Below are 22,832 nucleotides of genomic sequence, written 5' to 3'. Positions count from 1 at the left end.
GCTAAGCCTTAAGTTCTCTTCTTACGATTTCTGCACCAGCACTGAGGGCATGAAGTTTGGCTGCCGAGACGTCGCGGGACAACGGTGCCATGCCACAGTTGGTGCAGGGGTAGAGTTTATCGGCATCGACATATTTGAGCGCTTCCCGCAATGTATTGGCGACGTCTTCTGGCGTTTCAATGGTATTGGTTGCGACATCTATAGCCCCGACCATCACTTTCTTACCACGAATAAGTGCAAGGAGCTCGATGGGCACTCGAGAGTTGTGGCACTCTAGCGAGATAATATCAATCTTCGACTGCTGTAATTTGGGAAACACTTCTTCGTACTGCCGCCACTCAGAACCCAGCGTTTTTTTCCAATCGGTATTGGCTTTGATGCCATAGCCATAACAAATGTGGACTGCCGTTTCGCACTTTAAGCCTTCAATGGCCCTTTCTAAGCAAGCTATCCCCCAGTCGTTCACCTCATCAAAGAACACATTGAATGCTGGCTCATCAAATTGAATAATATCAACGCCAGCGGCCTCCAGCTCTTTGGCTTCCTGATTAAGGATTTTGGCAAACTCCCAAGCAAGCTTTTCACGGCTTCCATAATGATCATCATAAAGTGTGTCGATCATCGTCATGGGACCTGGCAATGCCCATTTAATGGGTTGCTTCGTTTGCTGGCGCAGAAACTTAGCGTCTTCCACAAAAACGGATTTGGGACGGCTCACGGGACCTACAACCGTCGGAACGCTGGCCTCATAGCGGTCACGGATTTTAACTGTCCTGCGATTGTCAAAGTCCACGCCGCTAAGGTGCTCTATGAAGGTGGTGACAAAGTGCTGGCGTGTTTGTTCACCGTCACTAACAATATCAATGCCTGCGTGTTGCTGCTCTTGCAAAGACACCCGCAAAGCATCTAGTTTGCCATCAATCAGTTCCTCATCTTGCAATTTCCAAGGTGACCAAAGTGTTTCGGGTTGAGCCAGCCAAGAAGGTTTCGGTAAGCTTCCAGCCGTAGACGTCGGTAATAATGTTTTCATTGCCAATGCTGCCTTTTATTCTAATAATTTGTTTAGGTTCATGTCGTTATGAATCAAGCGTAAGTTGCAGACCATTGCTCCAAGATCGCCTGGTAAGGCTTGATGAAATGCCGCTCGGCAAACTTCCCCTGCTCAACCGCTAACTGGCTGCGCTCTTCTCGGTCATAAACGATATGGGTTAACGAATGATCCTGATTCTTCAAATTAGGCTGGTAGCACTTACCGGCAACCGCATTGGCATTATAGATTTCAGGGCGATAGATCTTCTGGAACGTCTCCATGGTGCTAATTGTGCTGATTAGCTCAAGGTTAGAATAGTCATTAAGCAAATCGCCAAAGTAGTAGAACGCCAACGGTGCAACACTATTCGGCGGCATAAAATAGCGAACCTGCAGACCCATTTTTTTGAAATATTGCTCAGTCAACGAAGATTCATTCGGGAGGTATTCAAAGCCCAGAACCGGATGTTGATTCTCTGTGCGGCTATACACTTTATTGTCCGACACGCTCAGGCATATCACTGGCTGCTTTTTGAAGTGCTTCTTGTACGATTCTGAGTTAACGAAATACTTAAATAGCTTTCCATGCAGATCGCCAAAGTTATTCGGAATACTAAATTGAGCTTGGTTCTTGTTATGATCCAGCAGCAGTACACTGAAATCATAATCTCTCACGTAGGAGGAGAAATTATTCCCGACAAGCCCTTCAATCCGCTCGTCTGTTTTGCGGTCGATAATATTGGTTTTCAATACTTCAATCGATGGGAAGGCTTCCTCTGTGCCTTGGATATTCATATCCACAGAGATGATTTCAAGCTCGACGGAGTATCGATCGCCTTTGGGGTTATCCCAGTGCGCCAGCGCATTGAAACGGTTGTCGATCATTCGGAGTGCATTTCGCAGGTTCTCTTGGCGGCAGCTTCCGCGAGCCAAATTAGCAAAATTAGTGGTTATACGCGTGCTGTCTGATGGTTGGTAATTCTCATCAAAGCGAATGCTCTTAATAGCAAATGTGAAATCATTATTCATCGTGATCTAGTATCCTATTTCCTTTGAAAACCGCTGTACTTATTCCTGACTCTTTTTATGGGAATTGTTATGTTTATATTTTCCCAAGCATTATTCTTCACAGTCTTTTTTATACGTTGAACACTAATTGAATAAAATTGTTTTTGTTTCACAAAGAACATGAGGAAAATTCATGACTCATAATCGGCAGGTATCTGTTCAGAATAATAGCGCCAGCCATAATTTTTAATGTATTGCTGGCGCTCTCGCTGAGTTATAGAAGAAAAGTGGCTAGGAAGGAAGAATAGTCGCTAGGAAGAACAACTGTAATGAGAAACGCCACCTGCGTTGAAAAACGCCAGTGGTCTTAGCTGGTAATATTTATCCTCTACCTGTTTAGATTGTTCTTCGTATGGCTTGGCTAACACTTCTTGCAGCTCATGGATTAGGCTGAAATCGCCCTTCGCCGCTTGTTCATAAGCGGGGACAACGAGCCACTCACGCCAAGTATATTTGGGGTTCACTCGTTTCATCTGGCTCGAAATCTGCTCGAGACTCTGTGCTGGATTCAGCTTTTCACGCCATGCAGTCAGCCATTGGGACCACGCCTCTTCAAGCTCTCCACTCGGTTTGGCATAGAAGCTAGCTGTTATGCCTGATATATCATTGGGTACATGTGATAGCTCGCGGAAAAAGAGGGTGTAGTCAACATGGGTTTTCATCATCAATGAGAGAAGCTGGGTAAACAGCTCGCTATCAAGGGTTTCTAGGCCGAGTTTCGCCGCCCACATTTTACTGACTTTATCTTGCACCACAGGGGAAAATCCTTCGATGAGCTGTTCCAACTGCTCTAACGCCGCTGGATTTGATTGCAGTAGCGGTTTCAACGCAGAGCAAAATGACTCGAAGTTCTTCTCGGCAGCCAATGGCTGGTTAAAGAAAGAAAAGTGACGGCCGCCACCAGTCCAAGGTTGGAAGTAAGGGTCAAAGTATTCACAAAAGCCAAATGGGCCATAGTCCAGGGTGAATCCCCCCACTGCGCAGTTATCGCTATTGAAGTTACCTTGGCAGTAGCCAACCCGAAGCCAATGGGTGACCAAGGTTGTCAGCCTATCTCGAAATTCAGTCGCTAGAACGAGTAATTTGTCAGCCATTGGCAGGCCAGCATCAATCTGGTCTTTGTATTCCCGGTCGATGATGTGGAGCACCATCATTTCCAGCTCAGCCAACGCATTGGGATGAGCATTAACGCGAGCTCTTCGACCAAACAGCTCCAATTGACCAACACGTAAGAAGGAAGTCGCGACACGGGTAGTAATGGCAACAGGGTTGGAAACCATAACATCAGGGTTCTCCGAATGGTTACCTTCACTGTACCAAGGCCGGTCTACAGTTTCAGATTGCGATACAAATAGACTTAACGACCGTGTAGAGGGAACGCCTAATGCCTGCATATACTCCTGAGCAAGAAACTCTCTCACACTCGAGCGCAGCACTGCCCTGCCATCTGCCCCTCGGCAATAGGGTGTTGGCCCGCCGCCTTTTAACTGCATCTCCCACCGCTTGTTATTGAATACACCTTCAAACACCGAAATCGCACGGCCATCCCCATAACCGTTGCCCGTTTTAAAAGGGCACTGCTCGGTGTACTCGTTGCCAAAGATAGACAATGCATAGCCTGTCGCCCACCCCACTTTTCTCATTGGTGCAGGTACATCGGCCATGTCTCCTGAGAATAGTTTTGCAAACACATCCGTAAGCGCCAAGCTATCGTCTAAGCCCAGTTCGTGAAAAAACTGATGGCTATGGCTGACATAAACAGGGTCTGCAATAGGAGTGGACTTTACTGGCACATAGTGCCCTGAAAAAACTTGCCTTGGGTAAGAGTCGGCACCATATTCCGTGGCAGCTGGGTCTGGGCTTAGTGTATCGAGCAAAGAGTAATCCGACAGCTGAGCAAACTCATTAAGATTGGACACCCTCACAGCATTATCAGCCATCTCTTGTTTACTCATCGCTTAAATCCTTTATTAAATTAACGTTGACCTATCAGCAATCATACGTCTGAGTAGGCTAAAAGGCATTAATTGCAGGCGTTAAATCATAATGATTGATATCGGCTTAATCATATATGGCGATAAACAGCAGATAACAAAAGGATCTACCTAAAGTAGATCCTAAATACTTGATAAGTAGCCAATCATATTGGCTGCTTCGAGGGTAATAGCACATCGCCCAAACTAGGCAGTTTGCTTAGCTGGCACCGAGGCTTCTTGCTCACTTTCTTTGGCATAACGGTTTGCTAAAATGGCGCAGTAGAAAATCTGGATTTGGTGGTAGAACATGATCGGTAGCAGCATCATGCCCAGCATCGGATTAGCACCGAAAATCACCTTTGCCATCGGCACACCAGCAGCCAAGGTCTTCTTGGTACCACAAAATACAGCGGCAATTTCATCTTCGCGATTAAAACCTGCCTTACGGGCGATCCACTGCATACTGTGAACGACTACGAGAAGAATTAATGTCGTCACCAGCAAGGTCATCGCCAAGGTACTGAGGGCAAAATCCGTCCAGATTCCATCTTTAACTGAATCACTAAAGGCATTGAACACAATAAGCAGGATCACCCATTTATCGATTTTGTTAATGATTGATTTGCGCTTTTCCAGCATGTTGAGCAATACAGGTCGCAGCAACTGACCGACAACCATAGGCAACAGCAACATGGAAGAAATTGAAACCACCGTATCGAGAATATCCATCTCGACCCCATCCATGCCCATGAACCATTGGATCAACAGCGGAGTGATCAGTACACCCAGCACACTGGACAACGACGCATTGAAAATCGCTCCCGGTACATTGCCTTTGGCTGCACTGGTCATTGCCACCGATGATGAGATAGTACTTGGCAACACAAACAGATAGCAAAAACCAAAAGCCAATGCCGCTGGCATCATGGCATGGAACACATTACCAAAAATCAGCCAGAGCAAAGGGTAAGCAATAAACGTCGCGCTCTGGACAAAAATATGCAGCTTCCAATTGGTGATACCCGCCTTGATCGCTTGTGGCGATAGGCCAATACCATGGAGAAAGAAAATAACCGCGATGCCGACGGCGGTCACTTGATCCAAGTGCAGCAAACCGCCCGACTGACCGACTGAAGGCATCAATGCAGCCAACGCGACCGCTGACATCATGCCGGTTAGGAACCATTCTTTTTTAAAATAGTTAAGGATTTTTTTAATCACTCTCTTCACCTATTATTCCAAACTGCCATCCATTGGCAACGTATCAGTAATAGGATACGCTGGTGATGATTTCCTGCTATCGCAAAGAAGATAACTTTTGTCGATAATAGGACAAACTAGCCCGCATTTTTCCCCTCTCGGGTTAAGCTCATTTTATAAAACACCAACAATCAGGCGAAGGAAAGCTCTAAATGGCTAATCAGGTAACCAAGATCCCACAAAGGCAACATCGGCATGTGCCTTCCTTATCTGTGCTGCCCCGCCCCGTTTATGCTCGTGTCGAAAACTGGCAGCAATCTGGCAGTCAAACCCACTGGCATACCCATAATTGGGGACAATGGTCCTATGCGGTAGAAGGGATGCTTATCGTCCATACCCGCCAAGGCCAGTATGTCGCCCCGCCACAGTTTGCGATTTGGATCCCCGAAGGTGTTGAGCATAAGGTGATTTCCAACGGCGCAGCGCAAATGCGCAGCCTGTATATTGAAACAAGTGCACTTACCGACAAATCATGGGCAGAGCCGAAGGTTTGCAGCATTACCCCTTTGGTACGTGAGCTGACTCTACAATTTTGTGCCCTTCCAGCCGACTATGATGATGAAAGTGCAGATGGTCGTTTAGCCCAGGTGCTCATAGACCAGATTGCCGACCTATCTTCGGCCTCAACCCAATTAACTATGCCAAGCGATAAACGCCTTGCAACCATTGCCGAGCTTCTCCAGCACCACCCTGATGAGCAAAGGGATATCGAGCAGCTGGGTGAGCTGGTTGGGCTTTCTGGCCGGAGCGTAAGCAGGCTCTTCAAACAGCAAACCGGGCTGACCTTCCAGCAATGGCGGCAGCGGGCAAGATTACTGGAGGCATTAAATCGGCTTGAATCTGGTGCGCCGGTCACCCAAGTCTCGATTGAGTGTGGTTACGATTCTGTCTCTGCTTTTGTCTCCATTTTCAAAAAGCAGTTTGGCGACACGCCAGGGAAATACTTGCGCAAGGAGTAGCCCCCTCTGCACCATCAACTAGTGAAATCCAGCTACCCGTATTAGTCTTTAAAGACCTTATTGCAAAAGGCGTACGTGATGACAACCAGCAAGGAAATCCATTGGCCTGAGTATTACCACCCCAAGAATGCCCAGCTTCATGTCAGAAACGAAACGCTGATCCCTGCGCAAGCCGATGCCATCTGGTCCAGTCTCACCCACGCTCCTTGTTGGCCACAGTGGGGACGTGCCCAGACCTCAGTACAAATTCTCAATGGTGACGGTGTTGAACTGCATAAAGGCAGCATCTTCCGCTGGAGAGCAAGAACCCTCCATTTCGATTGCACCGTGGTTGAATTTATCCCCCATGAGCGGTTAGCCTGGAAAGGCAAATGCGGAGATGTCGACATGTACCACGCATGGCTCATTGAACCCACCGATGAAGGCTGCCTGATCCTCACCGAATCAACCCAGCGCGGCGGCATGACATGGCTCACCAAATACTTCACCAGCAGGAACATCCAATCCTACCACCGGCGGTGGCTTGCCGAGCTGAAGAAACAGCCAGAATGTAAAAAGCAGCAAAAGTCTTAGCCTTAACCTTAGCCTTAACCTTCTTGAACGATCACTCAAAATAAAATTGAACAATCATTCAAACCCACTTATATTAAAAACCAACTAAACGGCAACCTGCCGCGATTTCGTTTGAGAGACCACCATGACTGCATCTACTATCCATATAGCTAAAACACCTCTCGATGGTGATTTCGAGCCATTCGCTTGGCAGAAAAAGTGAGACTAAACATGGCAGAGAAAATTAAACTCGACATTATTTCCGACGTGGTTTGCCCCTGGTGCCTTGTCGGCTACAAACATCTTGAGGCAGCCATCAATGAGTTGGGTCTTCAAGATCGCGTCGATATTGAATGGCAGCCGTTCGAACTGAACCCGGATATGCCGCCTGAAGGGGAAAACCTACGTGAGCACGTTGCGCGGAAATACGGCTCAACAGCGGAGGACAGCCAAAGAGCACGGGAAAGAATTGCCAAGCTGGGTGCTGAGCACGGATTCATTTTCAACTACTTTGATGAAATGAAAATGGTCAACACCTTGGATGCCCACATCATGCTGGAATTCGCCAAGGAATATGGCAAGCAGACAGAGTTGAAAATGCGCTTGTTCAGTGCATTTTTCAGCGAACAAAAGGATGTTTCCGACAGGAAAGTGTTGCTCGATGAAGTGGCAACCGTTGGATTAGACAAGCATGACGCCCAATCTAGGTTAGAAGATACAGCACACCGTGATGAAATCCGTTCGGTGATAGCTGACTGGCAGCAACTTGGGGTATCAGCAGTACCAACTGTAGTGTTCAATCGCACCAGTGCCTTGACTGGCGCGCAAGAAGTTGACACCTATAAGCAGGTACTGACTGAGCTACTTGATGAAGTGAATAACTAATTCGCTTTGAAACCCATTGAGGAATGGTTGTTATAATTTACTCAGCCATTCCTCGCTGTTTGCTCCAATGACACATTCATCATTTTCCCGCATCGCAAGGCGCAGCTTGCAGCGGGCTGAGACGTCAATAAAGCCCTGCTCTGGCAAGGTTCTCACTGACTCAACTAATGCCTTCCAATGCGGCCGCTCTTGCTGGGCTAAAGTGTAATACACCCACTTGCCTTGCTTTTGCTGAGAAAGTAATCCCGCCTTAAACAGCATTTTCAGATTACGTGAAGCGTTATACTGGCTGTCACCTGTTACATCCATGGCTTCGGCGACCGTGATCCTTTGATCAACATGCACCAGTAGCCAGAACAGACGCAGCCGGTGTGGTTCAGCCAATGCCTTCAGTGCATCGAGATATTGTTCATCCATCTATTTTTGTTGCTGTTTTTTAAGACTAGCCACCATTATAACGACTCCAATCAAGAAAACGATCCCCGAGTGTGTTGCATGGAATGCTAACGATGACGCCTCAGCCCCGGTAAACAGTGCAATCCAAAAGAACGGGCAGAATATGCCAAGCAGGGCGATATTTCTCCCAGCTCGCGTCTGCTCCGAGATCTGTCCGCCATTTACTAATACAACTAAGGCTTTGAAAATATGACTATAGGCACACCATTTGGTGAGTCCAGATATTACCGCTCTCATCACTAAATCCCACTCTTATAGTTTATAAGATGATGGAAACAACATATGATCACTTGCGCATTTATGCAAGTATTAAGCAAAGTAAATAGATAAACTTATGAAACTAATCAACAAAACGCTCACGATAAGCCGTGAGCGTTAAAACACAACCACTAAGTAATGTAATGACTAAGGCTTAAGCTTTTGCACATCGTCTATATCACTGGCAGTATGTCGCTCGGGGACTTGTTCCCACTCCTCCCCCCAGGTGCGATTGACAATCTTGCCGCGCTGTACCGCTGCACGGGCATCAATTTCTTTGGCCCAGCGCACTAAGTGGGTGTATTGCTCAACCTGCAAGAACTCTGCAGCATCATAAAGCTTGCCCAGCACCAGGTTGCCGTACCATGGCCAGATAGCCATATCGGCAATGGTGTATTCGTCGCCGGCAATGAAGGCGTTTTTGGCCAACTGTTTATCGAGTACATCAAGCTGACGCTTGGCTTCCATAGTGAAACGATCAATCGGGTATTCAAACTTTGCCGGGGCGTAAGCATAGAAATGACCAAAGCCACCGCCCAAATAAGGTGCTGATCCCTGTAGCCAGAACAGCCAGTTCATAACCTGGGTCTTGGCGACAACATCTTGGGGTAAAAAGTGACCAAACTTCTCAGCAAGGTAAAGCAAGATACCGCCAGATTCGAAGACGTTAATTGGCTTTTCCAACGAATAGTCAACCAATGCAGGAATTTTTGAGTTTGGGTTCACCTCAACAAAGCCTGAAGAAAACTGATCACCCTCACCAATTCTGATCAAATGGGCATCATACTCAGCTTCTGATACCCCAGCTGCCAGCAACTCTTCTAGCATAATTGTCACTTTCTGGCCGTTGGGTGTACCCATTGAATATAACTGCAAAGGGTGATCACCAACAGGTAAAGCTTGTTCATGCCTTGCACCGGAATCAGGCCGGTTGATGCTCGCCCACTCGCCACCATTTTCACTGTCGTAAGTCCAAACTTTTGGTGGGGTATATTCTGTACCCATTTGCCGTTCCTCGCTTGATTTACTAACCCGTCTTGTTCATGGCTTGCTATTTAGCATCACCCCATGAACAATCGTTCAAAATTAAACATTAGCTAATAAACCAGCTTAGCGCAAGATTTTTGAACACTTGTTCAGAATTTTATCCATTTTCCCTTTTCAGACTAGATCGAGTGCCACTCAATCGCCGCTTTCATTTTGTCTGACATTACCCGCGCCTCTTGTTCATCCTCTCCTAGTACGACCAAACTCGCATGATTAACAGGTACCTGCACCCCACTCATATTGCCACGGTCTAGCATGTCTTCATCAGAAGAAGACTGCGGCACAATATACACGCTGACCTTCTGCCCTTGCGCGTTAGCCAAAACCATCTGGAACACAGTCTTTTTACCAAACTGGCAGTGATTAACGTAATAAACATGGCCTGGCAAATGGGCCAACTTCGAACCAAATGGCAGCAGCTTCATATTCACCTGCTGCAAAGAAACGGCTTCATCAATCCCTTGAATAAAGGCTTGTTGGGAGCAGGCATGAGCCATGGCATCTTGGATCAGGTTACCAGACGTAATTAAATTCGACTGCTCAAGCATTGGGTACATGCCATAACCTGTCAGCGCCATCAACAAGGCAGCAGCAACACCTAACCACGGGCGAGAGCGCTTGCTTCCAGAGTTATTCCGCTCAGGGATCTGCAACAAGCGCCGCTCCAATCCTTCGGGCATATCAACCGACATCGCCGTCCGTAACTGGATCTCCTCTTTTTCTTTTTTGTTGCGATAGGCTGAAATAGATGTGATTTTACGCGCCATACCTCGTCCTTAGGTCATTCGTATCTGTATCATTATCAAACAGTTGCTTCTTACCTCTTGAAAGCCTTGTGAGAACTGTATTGAGGTTCAATGCAGTGATCTTCGAAATCTCATCAGCGGTGAAACCCATTACGATTTGTAATAGTAACGGCTCTCGGTAGATATCAGGCAGTGCAATAATCTTTGCTCTTAACGTCGCATCGAGATCAGGCCTCTCGTGTGATAAAGAAAATCACAATCTTCAATATTCACATGTTCTACTGGCTGTCCTCTAAACCGACGAGCATTTTCCCGTCGTAATATGGTGATAAGCCATGGCTTGGCCAATTCATCATCTTTGAGGTTATCAAGAAAGCGCCACGCGCGAAGATAGGTTTCCTGAACCAGATCCTCCGCATCATGAGGGTGATGGCAAAACCAATAAGCATATCGGTATAAGTCTTGGCTATATTCCGCGACCAACTTCTCGTATCGTTTTTTCTTACTACGTTGACCGAACTTATCAACGGTCGACTTAATTATATTGGTGATCATCCTGAACTCATTCTAGCCATCAATAGAAATGAGTTAGTGCAGAAAAAAACAGGAATAATTCATCGAATCTATCATTTTAGATGTATCCGAATATGAAATATAAATAGATACAATGAATTGCTATCAAATAAAGCTCACTGGATATTCCTATCTTATTTTCCACAAAATTAATAAGGATTAGATGCGTTAATTTGTTGATATTTTATCTATTAGAAATTTTTTTACCGGGAAGGAAATAATCTAATTGATATGGGGGTTTTTATGCTCAGGACGTCCAAACCAATATTTATAACTATATGAATTCAAGTGAAAAAGCCCATTTTTTCAGCTTTATCCTTGGTGCTTCGATCAGCTTTAGCCCACTAAGCATAGCGTCTTTGCTTCAGCACCACCTCTCAACCACTAACGATAAAAATACCCAATCAAGCATAGAACTTAATGTTAACAAAAGTCACAAAGACGATATTCATAAAGACCTGTTCAAATTCCATCTCAAAAACCTATAAACAGCCCATATATATTATGGGCTATCAACAACGGAAGTCTAAACATGCCTATTAAATTACAGAAAAACCTATCAATTAGCCTACTAACGCTGCGACTGGGTATATTCCTCGTCTTCTTTATGTGGGGATTAGATAAAATCATTGCGACCGATCATGCCGTCAAAGTTTTCTCTGGTTTTTACGGACTTAACCTATCACCTACTGTGATGGTTATGTTGGGACTATTGCAAATGGTGTTTTTAATTGCCTTTGTATTAGGGATGTGGCGCGATAAGACTTACTTGGCCATTTTGGTTTTACACTTCGCCTCTACTCTTTCGTCCTTTGCCAAGTACCTAGATCCTATGAACAACCTACTGTTCTTTGCTGCATGGCCTATGCTTGCGGCTTATTTGGCTCTTTATCTACTTAGGGACTACGACACCATTACGTTTGGTTTTAAGGCTAAAGCTCAAACGGTACCGAATTAACCGTAATTCGAAGCATCCTATCTCCATAATCGAAAAAGGAAGCCAGCATGATATAAGTTGGCTTTCTTTTCATTCTATTTCTCCTCCTCAAACTTATTCACTTTTACGTTTATTTATTAGTACTTTATTCCCTTTTGACATATTTAGTTACAATCACCACTAGTGACGCAAACGATTGCGCAATGTATATTCCGTGCCGCACACGTTAAGCGTTTAAGCTAATAACAAGGATCCCCCCATGCTATCGCAAACCAAAAAAGTGATTTTCGTTATCGGAGCACTACTTCTTTCTACCGTTGCAACAGCTTCAACAGTAAAGAGCGTCACGGTTCCAGCCAATACCGCTCCTAAGCAGCCAATCCTAATCCAGGGTCCAATGCCAATCGAAGCGGAGTACTTCGCTGATTTGCTTGAAAATGTTCGCATCGAGCGCACCGGTAACTTTACTTTCTACATTGGTACTTTGAACGATTATCCGATTGTTGTAACCAAAACCAGCAAGGGTGTTGAAAACACAGCTGCAGCAACTGCGATTGCAATCGAGCGCTATAAGCCACGTGCCATCATCAACCAGGGTACATCTGGCGGCCACGACAAATCTTTGAACGTAGGTGATATCGTTCTAGGCAAGCGTTCATTCAATGCCGGTAACTTCAAGACCCCTATACTGGCAGAAGGCGAAGGTTCAAACCCAATGAACTGGATCCCAATGGATGTTATGGCGTCTGAAGGCAGTGCCGGAGAAGGCGACGGCGCCGTTGATGCAGAAAAAGTACGTTACTACGAAGGTAACCCAGAACTACTGGCTTCTGCACATGCAGTAAAAGAAACGCACAAGCGCGGTAAAGTTGTTGAAGGAACTATCGGTTCTGCCAACTTCTGGAACAACGAAATCGACCGCATGAACTGGCTGAACAAGCACTTTGGCTCTAGCGTTGAAGAAATGGAAACCGCTTCTGCTGCAATGATGGCTGAAGCTTACGGTATCCCTTTCCTAGGCATCCGTATTCTGTCGAACAACCTGACCAACGGCGGCAAGTACGACCCATCAACAGCGACTGACAACCAAAAGTTTGTTAAAAATGTAGTGCTGCACTATATCTCGACTCTGAAGTAATTCGTCGTTAACAATCAACAAAGAGCCTCATTTTGAGGCTCTTTTTGTTTTTAATCGCTCTAGCATTAACCCACTCGCGCAACCTTATAATCCTTGATCGCCCAAAGCCCATCATTGAAACAGTCGTCGTTTGTTGGCGAACATCGCTAAATTCTCTAGCTAGACAGACTTTACCAAAGTCAATCGGCCTGACCTATCAAAGTAATTGTTTATATCAATTACATAAATCACTCCGCATGCTGAATAATGCAAGCGCTAATTTGTTAGCACTTTTACATATAGAAGAGAAAATAAATGTTCAAAACAAGCTTGCTAGTGGCATCACTAGCCTTAGCTATGTCTGCTAATGCGACAACATTAACACGTGACAATGGCGCACCTGTTGGCGATAACCAGAACTCAACAACAGCGGGTGAGACAGGAAGCGTACTGCTCCAAGATATGCATCTGATCCAAAAACTACAGCGCTTTGGTCGTGAGCGCATTCCTGAGCGTGTTGTGCATGCGCGTGGTACGGGTGTGCATGGTGTATTCACCTCAACGGCAGACCTGAGTGAAAACACTATGGCAGCCCCGCTACAGCAGGCCGGAATCGATACGCCTGTAGTTGTTCGCTTCTCAACAGTTGTTCACGGTAAAGGCTCCCCTGAAACTTTGCGTGACCCTCGCGGCTTCGCAACCAAGTTCTACTCTGAAGGCGGCAACTGGGACTTGGTTGGCAACAACCTACCGGTTTTCTTCATTCGTGATGCCAAGAAGTTCCCTGACATGGTTCACGCATTCAAGCCTTCGCCAGTAACAAATGTGCAAGACCCAAACCGTGTATTTGACTTCTTGAGCACACAGCCAAGCGCAACACACATGCTTACACAGGTTTACTCTAACCTGGGCGTGCCAGCTTCTTACCGTCAGATGGATGGTTTCGGTGTTCACTCTTACAAGTTCGTGAACGCTAAGGGCGAAGTTCGCTACGTTAAATTCCATTGGAAGAGCCACCAAGGTATCAAGAGCTTGCGCCCAAATGAGATTGCCAAGGTGCAAGGCATGGATTTCAACCACCTAACCAATGACCTTTACGGCGAGATCGAGAAGGGTAACTTCCCGAAGTGGGATCTAATGGTTAAGGTGCTAACACCTTCTGAACTAGCCGGTCTTGATTACAACGGCCTAGATGCAACTAAGGTTTGGCTAGATGTGCCTGAGAAGAAAGTAGGCACGATGACGCTTAACCGTGTGCCAGACAACTTCTTCCAAGAATCTGAGCAGTCCGCTTTCGCGCCGTCAAATGTGATTGCTGGTATTGAGCCATCAGAAGACCGACTTCTTCAGGGGCGCGTATTCTCTTATGCTGATACACAGATGTACCGCCTGGGTGCTAACCACACGATGCTGCCAATCAATGCGCCAAAGAACGGTAAGATCAACTACAACCAAGATGGCGCAGGTAACCACGGCAACACAACAAGTGATGTTAACTACCAGCCAAGCAACCATGTCGAGCTTAGTGATGATGCTCAATACAAGGTTGCATCAATGCCGCTCAATGGCACAACGCAGTCCATGCCAATCAAGGCTGAGCGCAACTTCTATCAAGCAGGTGTGTTCTGGAATAGTCTAAGTAATCAAGGTAAGAAAGACCTTATCACGAACCTGTCAGGTGACCTTGGCAAAGTAGAAGATAAGCTTATTCAAGCCAAGATGCTTAGCTACTTCTACAAGGCTGATAGCCGCTATGGTGAGCGCCTAACAAAAGCTGTTGGCGCTGACATCAAGCAGGTTAAGCAGCTAGCTTCGAAGCTTTAATTAAAAAAGCCGGTACAAGTTCGTACCGGCTTACTTTGGTACACCTTATGAAAACTATATTGCTAGCATTTGCCCTGCTCTGGCCTTTCGAATCAGCAGCAAACGAACAACTCATTAAATATTTCTTCAGTGCTGCAAGGATTGGCGAAACGGAAGTTCTTGAAGAGTACCTATCACACGGATTCCCAGTAGACGTGAGGAACAACCAAAGCTATACAGCTCTTATGGTAGCAGCTTATTCAGGACAGATAGAGTCTGTAGAAGTTCTTCTCAAGCATGGTGCAGATGCTTGCCTTCAAGATAAACGCGGCAATACGGCGCTTATGGGAGCCCTAATTAAGCTTGAGCGAGGCATTGTGCTCAGGCTGCTTGACCATGAGTGCGACGAGGGAATGAAGAACAAGTCAGGATTAACTCTAGAGCAATTTGCAGAGATGTTTGGTCAGGAAGATCTAATCAAACAATAAACCAACAACACTTGATCCATCGATTTGCACATTCTGCCGGAGCGCAAAGCCCATTAATGACTAAAAACGAAAATAATGACTAAAATAATGCGCCAGTGTTATCCCGCTCACACGATCTTAGAAAACGGGATACCTGTGTGATTAATCGTGACGATTTCAGCTGGTACCGCATGCCAAGATACTTGCCAACGTGAACAAAACGACAACAACAAGACATGAGGTCAATATGAAACCTACATCTTTGGCAGTAGTACTCTCAGGTATCCTTTTAAGCGGTGTTGCTAACGCTAGCGAAGGCAATGTAATTCATAACCCAGGCTTTGAAGATAAAGGCCTGGGCTGGAGTTATTGGTTTTCAAATATTCGCAGTGATGGCGCTTACGAAGGCACCTACCGTGGCCGTATTGCGATTGGCGCAGAGCACCACATCAGCCAAGTCATTACCGTTCCAGAAACGGCTTATTATGATCTTTCAGCTTTTATCCAAAGCGATAAAAAAGGCGGAAAGTTCGGCCTGAAGAACCTCGCTGGCGAAGTATTAGTTTCTGATAAAATTGGCAAAAACAAAGAATATTCGCTTAATAAAATCAAGGACATCGCCCTTGAGCAAGGTGAGATCCTATCGGTATTTTTCTCAGGCTCAGACAAGAGTGCGGTCAGTATTGATAATGTCTCCCTGACCAAATCGAAGAAAGACAAACAACCGAAATTCAACCAGATCGTCCAGTTTAACGTGGCAGAACAATCTGGCACCACCACCATCAACCGCAATAAACAGCGGATCGAATTTACCGTGCCTTTTGCCACTGACCTTAGCCAGCTCACTATCAGCAACTTATTGGCGTCCCCAGAGAGCCAAACCAGTTTGCGTCAAGGTGATATTGTTGACTTCACCAACCCCGTATCAGTGTATGTGGTCAATGAAAAAGGCAAAGCAGAAAAATGGAAGATCACCGCCATTGAGAGCGAAAAAGAAGTCACTATCGCTTCATCGAACGCAGCGCTGGAAGATTCCTTTAATTGGGCTATTGATAAGACCAAGCAGTTTGTTATGACCGGGCAAAGCGGCCTCGTTAACCGGGACGAAAACAACAACGATGGCAGCGGCACCGCAGATTATATCCGCTCCTACTGGGCAGGATATTTTGACCGTACCGCCTTCTATTCACGAGATTTTCTTCACCAAGCAAGCGGTGGCTGGCTAGCAGGTTTAGGCTCAGAGAACCTATCAATGTTCCAAACCTTTGCCCGCCACTCTACCGAGCCGCGCAAGTGGTATACCCTATGGGCGATCAACTTCGACGGTACGCCGCACACGATTGATTACCACCACGATGAGTATTTCGTTCGTGAAGTTCCAGCCCAGTTCGAATTTGTCGAAAAAGCCCTCGAGCAATACCGCTGGACTGGTGATGATCGCTATATCTACGATCCTGATCTTTGGCAGTTCTACACCAAAGTACTGACTGACTATATCGCGCTTCATGATGACCAAGAGCCAAATGGGATCGCAGAAGGCTACGGCGGGATCTTTGAAGGTTCAGCTACCTATAACGAGCGCGGTGAGTTCCCCATCGAGGCGGGTGACGGCATTGGCTCACAATACCAAGCGACAGTCGCATATGCTGAAATGCTTCGTGCCCGTGGCGAAGATGCCCTTGCTGACGAGTGGCAGGAAAAAGCAGTCGAGCTCAAACGCTTCTTCAACGAAGAATGGAGTATTAAAGATCCGGCCAAACCGAATGACAACTACGTCAATATCATCCAGAAAGATGGATTGCGTCTGAACGATTTCGGTAAGGAAAACAGCTGGTTTATGCCGATGAAGCTCATTACTGAGCCGGGTGAGCGCAACAACAAATACCTCGACTTCATTTCAGCTAACTTGGGTGAAGGCATTGGCTCAACCCCTGAAGCGCCACACAATATCGAGGCTTATACCTATATTCCAGAAACCTACTTCCCATATAACCAAAATGAAGAAGCCTGGAAATGGATGAACTACATCATCAACAAAAAAGATATGCCTCACGAGCGCCCAACCCAAGGTACCAATGGTGATTACCCGGAGATTTCCTTCACCTTCATATCCAACACCATTGAAGGTCTGATGGGGATTGAGCCAAATGCACCCGAAAACCGCGTGGTTACCGCTTCCCACCTACCGCAAGACGTAGAATGGTTGGAAGTTGACTACCTACCTATGGGGGCTCACGAACTGGCCATTCGCCATGAAGGATTAACAGAAACCAGCTTGGCCAATTCGTCTGAAGAACCTCTTGAGTGGGAAGCACGCTTCTACGGTGAGCATGACAGTATTACGATTAACGGAACGGCAATGACGGCTCAAATGAAAGAAGTCAATGGCGTTAAGCTAAGCTACGTGGTTATCGAGGTACCAGCTAACGGCGAAGCGATAGCGAGCGTGGCGTCGAATTAAATCTCTGTAGCCTCAACAAAAAAAGAAAAGCTCAAGCCAGCGTACGGAAGTCTGCTGGCTTTTCTCTTACTACCCGTTCCACGGCAAATGCCAAAACAAGCACCAAAGCAAGCGCCGAAGCAAGCACCAAAACAAGCGCAGTAAACTAAGATTTTTGCGTTAATGAACGCACACACTCAAACGACAAGGCCAACATTAGCATGCCAATCACCAGCGCAAAGCCTACACCTGCGATATAGTCGAGCTGATCCGGGGAGATCCCCATAAAGGGATCTTTGGTCTCGACCTGAACCTTGGCCTTAAACTCCTGCCGTACCTGAGTAACTTGTTCTGGGCTTAAGATGATGTCTTTCATAGTAATTTTCACATTTATCGAAGACATTTAAAGTATTCACTAAAGCGAAGTGAATAACCAACACATGCATTTATTTGCTAAATAATAGCCGCGATAATATGCCACCACATTATAAAAAACAATGTTTCAATCATGCTGACACTTTACATGGTCAAATAACCGCCACACCAATGACGCAACAAGCTCAACTCTCACCCATTAAGTATAACTAAGCAGCAATCCTGTTCCATTCTCTCTATCAAAGCAATATATCGCATTTACAATACCCCTACAGCTTTTATAGTTACCGCCAATAAATTGACAATCAAAACACAAAATGATGAATAACAAAGGCTTTACGTTAGTTGAGATGGTTGTGGCTGTTGTCCTGCTGAGTATCCTCGCGGTCACTGCTGCCCCTCGTTTTTTAGGCACTTCAACAGAAGCAAGAATTGCCAGCCTGGATGCATTTGCTGGGGCTTTTTGGTCGGCTAATGAGCTGGTTAAGGGTAAAGCAAAAATCCACGGCCTTGAGCACACTAAAGATAAAGTGACAATTCCTGATACCAATATTGATGTTCGAGATGGCTACGTAGCTCTTTACCCTGACAATATTAAACGTATCATGCAAACTGACGGCTATGGAATTTTCCAATTCACCAGTGGCAAACGCTTCTATAGCCAAGTGTGGATTAAACTTGGTGAAGAATATAATGATAAAGCTTTCGCTATTAATGTTAAGAACTGTGCTCTCTTGATTGAACGTAAGAGAAACTTTGAAGATTTAAATGACGGCAATCTTGGAGAGTTAAAAGTCCATAAATTTTACGATGGTTGCTAGCCTACAAAAACGCCACCCAACTGGGTGGCGTTTATGCTTTTCAGGCATTAAAAATAATAAAAGAATAGTTAGTTAAACGTCCTAACTGCTTTCCCCGTTCCTTTGTAACTGTACTGTCGGCTGCTGTATGGGATAAACGCAGATTCGCCAGCAATCAGATTAATCTCTTTGCCTTCACTTTCCAGTGTCAGCTTACCCTGCAAGCACATGATAATTTCAGCACTGCGGACAAACTCGGTCTGTGGTTTATCGGTCAAAGTAATCACTTCAACTTTGAAGTCATCAACCGGGACGTTGTAGCAAATCTTGTTGTCTTTTACTTGCCCTTTCAGCCTCAGGTGCTGGGCAGGGATTGGCTCGAAACGGGTATTTTTCAGCAATTCCTCGACATCCATGAACTTAGGCGTCAAACCAGCACGAAGCACGTTATCCGAGCTTGCCATCACTTCAATCCCCGTGCCTTCTAGGTAGGCATGCGGTGTTTCAGCATCCAAGTACATGGCTTCGCCCGCTTCTAGCTCAATGACATTGAGCATTAAAGGCGCAAATAAGCCGACATCACCAGGGTACTCAGTGGCAAAACCTGTAATCAATTCAAAAATGGCTTTTGCATCGGTCGATAGGCCTTTCGAGCCGATGTTTTCCATCAGCTCAGCAATCGCAGCCTGCTTTTTCTCACCCGTTAGGGAAATGACTTCACGGAAGAAAGCCGCCAACTGAATCGGCGTTGGGTTGGCTTTCAGCGCCTGAACATCTTCTGCCAACGTTGGGCAATTGGCTTGCTCAAACAGCTCTACCATCTCGTTAATCACGCGGAAGCCGTTCATTGCTTTGTAATTGGTCAGGGCGTAAACCATCTCTGGTTTGTGGTTAGGATCTTTATAGTTACGCTCAGCAGCGTTAAGTGGGATCCCGGCAAGGTTCTCACGGTGATAACCTTCTTCGGCTGCTAATTTCTTTGGGTGTACCTGAATTGACAGTGGCTTAGCGGCTGACAGCACTTTTACCAAGTATGGCAGCTCACCAAATTTATCATGGGTGTAACGGCCTAATACTGTTTCAGGTGACTGCTCAATCACATCTGAAAGCAGCTGGCTTTCACCCTCACAAACAATGCGAGAGCAGCCATTTGGGTGAGCCCCCATCCAGAGTTCTGCTTGTGGTTGGTCATCAGGATTACTGATTCCAAACAAGGCTGTCATTGCGGTTTTACTGCCCCACACATAGTTTTGAATTACATTACCTAGCTTATACATATCATCGTTATCCGGATAAAAAGCTGCCGGGCAAGCCCGGCAGAAAGTTGGAAATATTTAACGTAGAAAAAACAACTATTTCTCAGGCACTGACAGGGTTCATCACTCCCTGTCAGTGTTTTGCGCTATGTTAGAAACATACTCGGAACGTCTTAGCCTGACAAGGACGTAGTTCGCCGAATTGACCGGCTTCGTAGCCTTGCTCTTCCAGTACCACTTCGTCCATACGGGTTTCTACCCACTCAGTGATAGGGCGGCTGAAGCGGATACCATCTGTGATAGTTTCTGTTTCCGACGGGTTGTAAACACGTACGATGAGCGCATTTTCGTCTTCCGCTTTCTTCAGTACGCTCAGAACGGCGCCTTTTGTGCCTTTCTCTAGTAGTGAGAAAGTCAAAGGTTTGTCTTGTTCACCCACGTTTAGCTTCATCGCGTTGTATGGGATCTTGTTGTAGCACTGGATTGGCGTCACATTGTCACGCGCCATTGCCATAACGTTAGCTTCAATGTGATTGCCCACAAAGCCACTCAAAGTGAAGTTACACACAATTTTACCGCGCACCTGTGAATCAGGTGTTGGGATCTTGATACCAGACGGACGGCCAGGGCGAAGCAGAAGCTCTTCTTTACCCAGTACACCCACACCGCGAAGCAGCGTTAACGCGAAGGTATCTTTTTCTTCGTTGCCTTTAGAAGAAATGACCTCGAACTCACGTAAGCCGTTGCTCATGATAGCCATACCTGCTTGACCACTCTCCAGCGCTGCAAAGTTCATCAGCTGGTAAACAGGTACTGGCGCTTCTTTCCAACCGTCTTTTTCCCAGTTTGCCATTTCTGGGTCGTTAACCGGACGGGTGATCAAACCAAATTGGTTATCAGCAACTACAGTCTCAGACATGAACGGGGTTGGAACCAATACACGCACACGGTGATCATCGGCTTGGTTGTCCAGCTCCATGCGTACTTCAATGCGGCGAGAGCCAGCTTTTAGTACCACTTGGCAATCCACATCCACAAAGCCATCTTGGTTAGTACGCTCTTCACGGGCTTGCAGGTTGTCAGGCACATCCATACGTAGCTTGATGCTGGCCACTGACTGGAAGCCTTCATGTTTGATGTTGGTTTCAACCTTGAACTCATCAGAGTACAGCAGCCACTCTTTACGTGATGGTGAATAGTCATACTCGTCACCGTCATCAGAGCCGTCTTCTAGGCGAAGCACCTGGTCGAAAGTCTGCTCTGTTTCCTTGTCGAAGATAGTTAGCGTACCGTTGTCATTGACATTGATACGGTAGAACTCATTCTCCATCAGGTATTCTTTCTGCTCGGCAACCTTCACCTTGCCTTTGGCATTGCCTTCGATGTGAAGCGTGGTGAAACCCATTGCCGGTACGATGTGCTTGATTTGGATATCGTATTCTACGAACGGGTCGTAGTTTCCGTAGTGCACGATCTGGCGGTCAATCTTACCTGGGTCAATAACGCGCTGATCTTGGATGTAGTACTCAACCTCATGGCCGTGCTCATCAAAGATCTTGAACTCTTGGGCACGGATCGTGATGGTGGTATTGATCACTTCTTCACGGTCATATGGCGACAGGTTGAACATCGCTAGCTTGTCACAGCCTTCACGGGCTGGCATGTGGTCAACAATCTTACGCTTGTAGAAGTTGATCAGGTTTGTTGCCATATCATCGGCAAGGATGTAGCGGTTTAGGATCTCGGCATGGACTTTATCCGAGCAGCAGCAACCAATTGAGTCGTGGGCATGGTTCTTCATGCTCTCTTTCCACATTTTCTCAATCAGGCCGTGGTGGTAATCAAAGCCAAGCGTCCAGGCAATCGATGCCAACGGCTCTAGGATGTTTACAATCTTGTTCTCTACTTCCGCGTGGATCAATTTGATATCCATACGGGTAGAAGAAATCGTACGGTGAACACGCATGTATTTACCGTCGTTGAACTCGCCTTTGACAGTATCAAGCTGGTCGCGAACTTCTTCGATACGCTCAAACACTTCTTCAAAGCGGCTCATCTTAAATTCGCGGTCAGGATAGATTTCGCGTAGGTTGTCCATCACCTCGAAGATATCTTTTTGGATCGGCATCTGGTCGTGGCCGTTAGGCAGCAGGATATCTTTGGTTACCGATGGTTTTTCCAATACTGGGAAGTATTTGTCCAAACGGGCACGTAGGCCTTCTTCGTCTTGTGGCAGGTATTTACCAATTGCGTAACCCAGCGGAAGTACCTGTGCAGTCACTTCACTGCCGTCGTTACTCTGCCACACAAATTCTGTTTTGTTGGTACCGTGACGCTCAGAACAACCCCGCCAGAACATCGCGCGGTCAATGCCAAAGCCGTTGTAGATCATCGGCAGCTGTGAGCTCATTGAGAAAGAGTCTGGCAGGTAACCGATTTTCATGGCTTCGCCAAAGTTCATGCAGTCACGGATGCCGTACATCATGTTACGGACGATAGATTCACCCGCTACCTGCATGGTATCGGTCTGTGAATACCATGGACCAATAATAAGTTTGCCCGCTTGTACTTGCTTGCGTACACGCTCTTCGTTTTCAGGCATGATGGCGAAGTAGTCTTCCAGAACAGCTGTCTGGCCATCAAGTACATAGAATTTGTATTCAGGATCTGACTCAAGGCGAGTCAGGATTTCTTCCATGTTGTTTACTAGCAGAATTCGCGATTCTTCTGTAGTGAAATACCATTCACGGTCCCAGTGCATGTGAGGAGTAATATGAACGCGGGAAGTAGCCATAATAATGTACCTGATATTTTTTCTTTAATGTCGG

At 46.2% G+C, this 22,832-nt stretch carries 19 protein-coding genes and 1 pseudogene; 9 read left to right on the top strand and 11 right to left on the bottom strand.

The features are described from left to right. Window position 1: 1 nt before the first annotated feature. From ACXAGQ_RS15290 to ACXAGQ_RS15275, 4 genes are all read right to left on the bottom strand, one after another. Window positions 2-1,030 (bottom strand): methionine synthase, encoded by a 1,029-nt coding sequence (locus ACXAGQ_RS15290; RefSeq protein WP_475254985.1) that lies wholly within the window; start codon window positions 1,028-1,030, stop codon window positions 2-4. A gap of 53 nt (window positions 1,031-1,083) precedes the next feature. Then, entirely contained in the window at window positions 1,084-2,058 is a 975-nt protein-coding gene (locus ACXAGQ_RS15285; protein ID WP_475254983.1) for a DUF1852 domain-containing protein, read from the bottom strand. Between the two features lie 290 nt (window positions 2,059-2,348). Further along, on the bottom strand, window positions 2,349-4,052 hold the full coding sequence (locus ACXAGQ_RS15280) for a protein adenylyltransferase SelO (protein WP_475254982.1): 1,704 nt from the start codon (window positions 4,050-4,052) through the stop codon (window positions 2,349-2,351). Between the two features lie 225 nt (window positions 4,053-4,277). Continuing rightward, on the bottom strand, window positions 4,278-5,294 hold the full coding sequence (locus ACXAGQ_RS15275) for a bile acid:sodium symporter family protein (RefSeq protein WP_475254980.1): 1,017 nt from the start codon (window positions 5,292-5,294) through the stop codon (window positions 4,278-4,280). A gap of 191 nt (window positions 5,295-5,485) precedes the next feature. On the opposite strand from ACXAGQ_RS15275, the gene ACXAGQ_RS15270 reads away from it, so the two are divergent. The 3 genes from ACXAGQ_RS15270 to ACXAGQ_RS15260 all read left to right on the top strand — a co-directional run bounded on the left by ACXAGQ_RS15270 (window position 5,486) and on the right by ACXAGQ_RS15260 (window position 7,729). Next, entirely contained in the window at window positions 5,486-6,292 is an 807-nt protein-coding gene (locus tag ACXAGQ_RS15270; RefSeq protein WP_475254979.1) for an AraC family transcriptional regulator, read from the top strand. Between the two features lie 78 nt (window positions 6,293-6,370). Next, window positions 6,371-6,865, top strand: coding sequence for an SRPBCC domain-containing protein (locus ACXAGQ_RS15265; protein ID WP_475254977.1), 495 nt, complete (start codon window positions 6,371-6,373; stop codon window positions 6,863-6,865). A gap of 210 nt (window positions 6,866-7,075) precedes the next feature. Continuing rightward, a complete protein-coding gene (locus tag ACXAGQ_RS15260) occupies window positions 7,076-7,729 on the top strand; it encodes a DsbA family oxidoreductase (RefSeq protein WP_475254976.1) in 654 nt (217 codons plus the stop codon). Between the two features lie 30 nt (window positions 7,730-7,759). Here the strand turns inward: ACXAGQ_RS15260 and ACXAGQ_RS15255 are convergent, their stop codons facing one another. The 4 genes and pseudogenes from ACXAGQ_RS15255 to ACXAGQ_RS15240 form a co-directional block, all read right to left on the bottom strand. Further along, the gene (locus tag ACXAGQ_RS15255) at window positions 7,760-8,146 is read right to left on the bottom strand and encodes an ArsR/SmtB family transcription factor (RefSeq protein WP_475254974.1); all 387 of its coding nucleotides are present in this window, start codon (window positions 8,144-8,146) and stop codon (window positions 7,760-7,762) included. Between the two features lie 444 nt (window positions 8,147-8,590). Next, complete coding sequence (gene yghU / locus ACXAGQ_RS15250; RefSeq protein ID WP_475254973.1) at window positions 8,591-9,448, bottom strand: glutathione-dependent disulfide-bond oxidoreductase; 858 nt, start codon at window positions 9,446-9,448, stop codon at window positions 8,591-8,593. Between the two features lie 161 nt (window positions 9,449-9,609). Beyond that, window positions 9,610-10,257, bottom strand: a complete 648-nt coding sequence (locus tag ACXAGQ_RS15245) for a DUF3379 family protein (protein ID WP_475254971.1) — start codon at window positions 10,255-10,257, stop codon at window positions 9,610-9,612. Continuing rightward, window positions 10,247-10,791 (bottom strand): annotated as a pseudogene (locus ACXAGQ_RS15240) (sigma-70 family RNA polymerase sigma factor). Before ACXAGQ_RS15240 ends, ACXAGQ_RS15245 begins: the two are co-directional and overlap by 11 nt. Window positions 10,792-11,341: 550 nt before the next feature. Here ACXAGQ_RS15240 and ACXAGQ_RS15235 point away from each other — a divergent pair. The 5 genes from ACXAGQ_RS15235 (at window position 11,342) to ACXAGQ_RS15215 (ending at window position 17,594) form a co-directional block, all read left to right on the top strand. Further along, the gene (locus tag ACXAGQ_RS15235) at window positions 11,342-11,767 is read left to right on the top strand and encodes a hypothetical protein (protein ID WP_475254970.1); all 426 of its coding nucleotides are present in this window, start codon (window positions 11,342-11,344) and stop codon (window positions 11,765-11,767) included. A gap of 238 nt (window positions 11,768-12,005) precedes the next feature. Continuing rightward, complete coding sequence (locus ACXAGQ_RS15230) at window positions 12,006-12,884, top strand: 5'-methylthioadenosine/S-adenosylhomocysteine nucleosidase (RefSeq protein ID WP_475254969.1); 879 nt, start codon at window positions 12,006-12,008, stop codon at window positions 12,882-12,884. Window positions 12,885-13,178: 294 nt separating this feature from the next. After that, a complete protein-coding gene (locus ACXAGQ_RS15225) occupies window positions 13,179-14,687 on the top strand; it encodes a catalase (RefSeq protein WP_475254967.1) in 1,509 nt (502 codons plus the stop codon). A 47-nt stretch (window positions 14,688-14,734) separates the two neighbouring features. Continuing rightward, the gene (locus ACXAGQ_RS15220) at window positions 14,735-15,154 is read left to right on the top strand and encodes an ankyrin repeat domain-containing protein (protein ID WP_475254965.1); all 420 of its coding nucleotides are present in this window, start codon (window positions 14,735-14,737) and stop codon (window positions 15,152-15,154) included. Window positions 15,155-15,380: 226 nt separating this feature from the next. Further along, a complete protein-coding gene (locus tag ACXAGQ_RS15215; protein ID WP_475254963.1) occupies window positions 15,381-17,594 on the top strand; it encodes a hypothetical protein in 2,214 nt (737 codons plus the stop codon). A 145-nt stretch (window positions 17,595-17,739) separates the two neighbouring features. On the opposite strand, the gene ACXAGQ_RS15210 is transcribed toward ACXAGQ_RS15215, so the two are convergent. Further along, window positions 17,740-17,949, bottom strand: a complete 210-nt coding sequence (locus tag ACXAGQ_RS15210; protein WP_475254962.1) for a hypothetical protein — start codon at window positions 17,947-17,949, stop codon at window positions 17,740-17,742. 316 nt (window positions 17,950-18,265) lie between these two features. Between ACXAGQ_RS15210 and ACXAGQ_RS15205 the strand changes: the two genes are divergently transcribed. After that, window positions 18,266-18,769, top strand: a complete 504-nt coding sequence (locus ACXAGQ_RS15205) for a type II secretion system protein (RefSeq protein ID WP_475254961.1) — start codon at window positions 18,266-18,268, stop codon at window positions 18,767-18,769. A gap of 68 nt (window positions 18,770-18,837) precedes the next feature. Here the strand turns inward: ACXAGQ_RS15205 and manA are convergent, their stop codons facing one another. After that, on the bottom strand, window positions 18,838-20,025 hold the full coding sequence (gene manA, locus ACXAGQ_RS15200; RefSeq protein ID WP_475254960.1) for a mannose-6-phosphate isomerase, class I: 1,188 nt from the start codon (window positions 20,023-20,025) through the stop codon (window positions 18,838-18,840). Window positions 20,026-20,155: 130 nt separating this feature from the next. Continuing rightward, window positions 20,156-22,798, bottom strand: coding sequence for a mannosylglycerate hydrolase (gene mngB / locus ACXAGQ_RS15195; RefSeq protein ID WP_475254959.1), 2,643 nt, complete (start codon window positions 22,796-22,798; stop codon window positions 20,156-20,158). Between the last annotated feature and the right edge of the window lie 34 nt (window positions 22,799-22,832).

It is taken from the genome of Photobacterium sp. ABD4_091, assembly GCF_056160145.1.
Note: the sequence above shows the minus strand (reverse complement) of the source record. Positions and strands in the feature narration are given on the sequence as shown.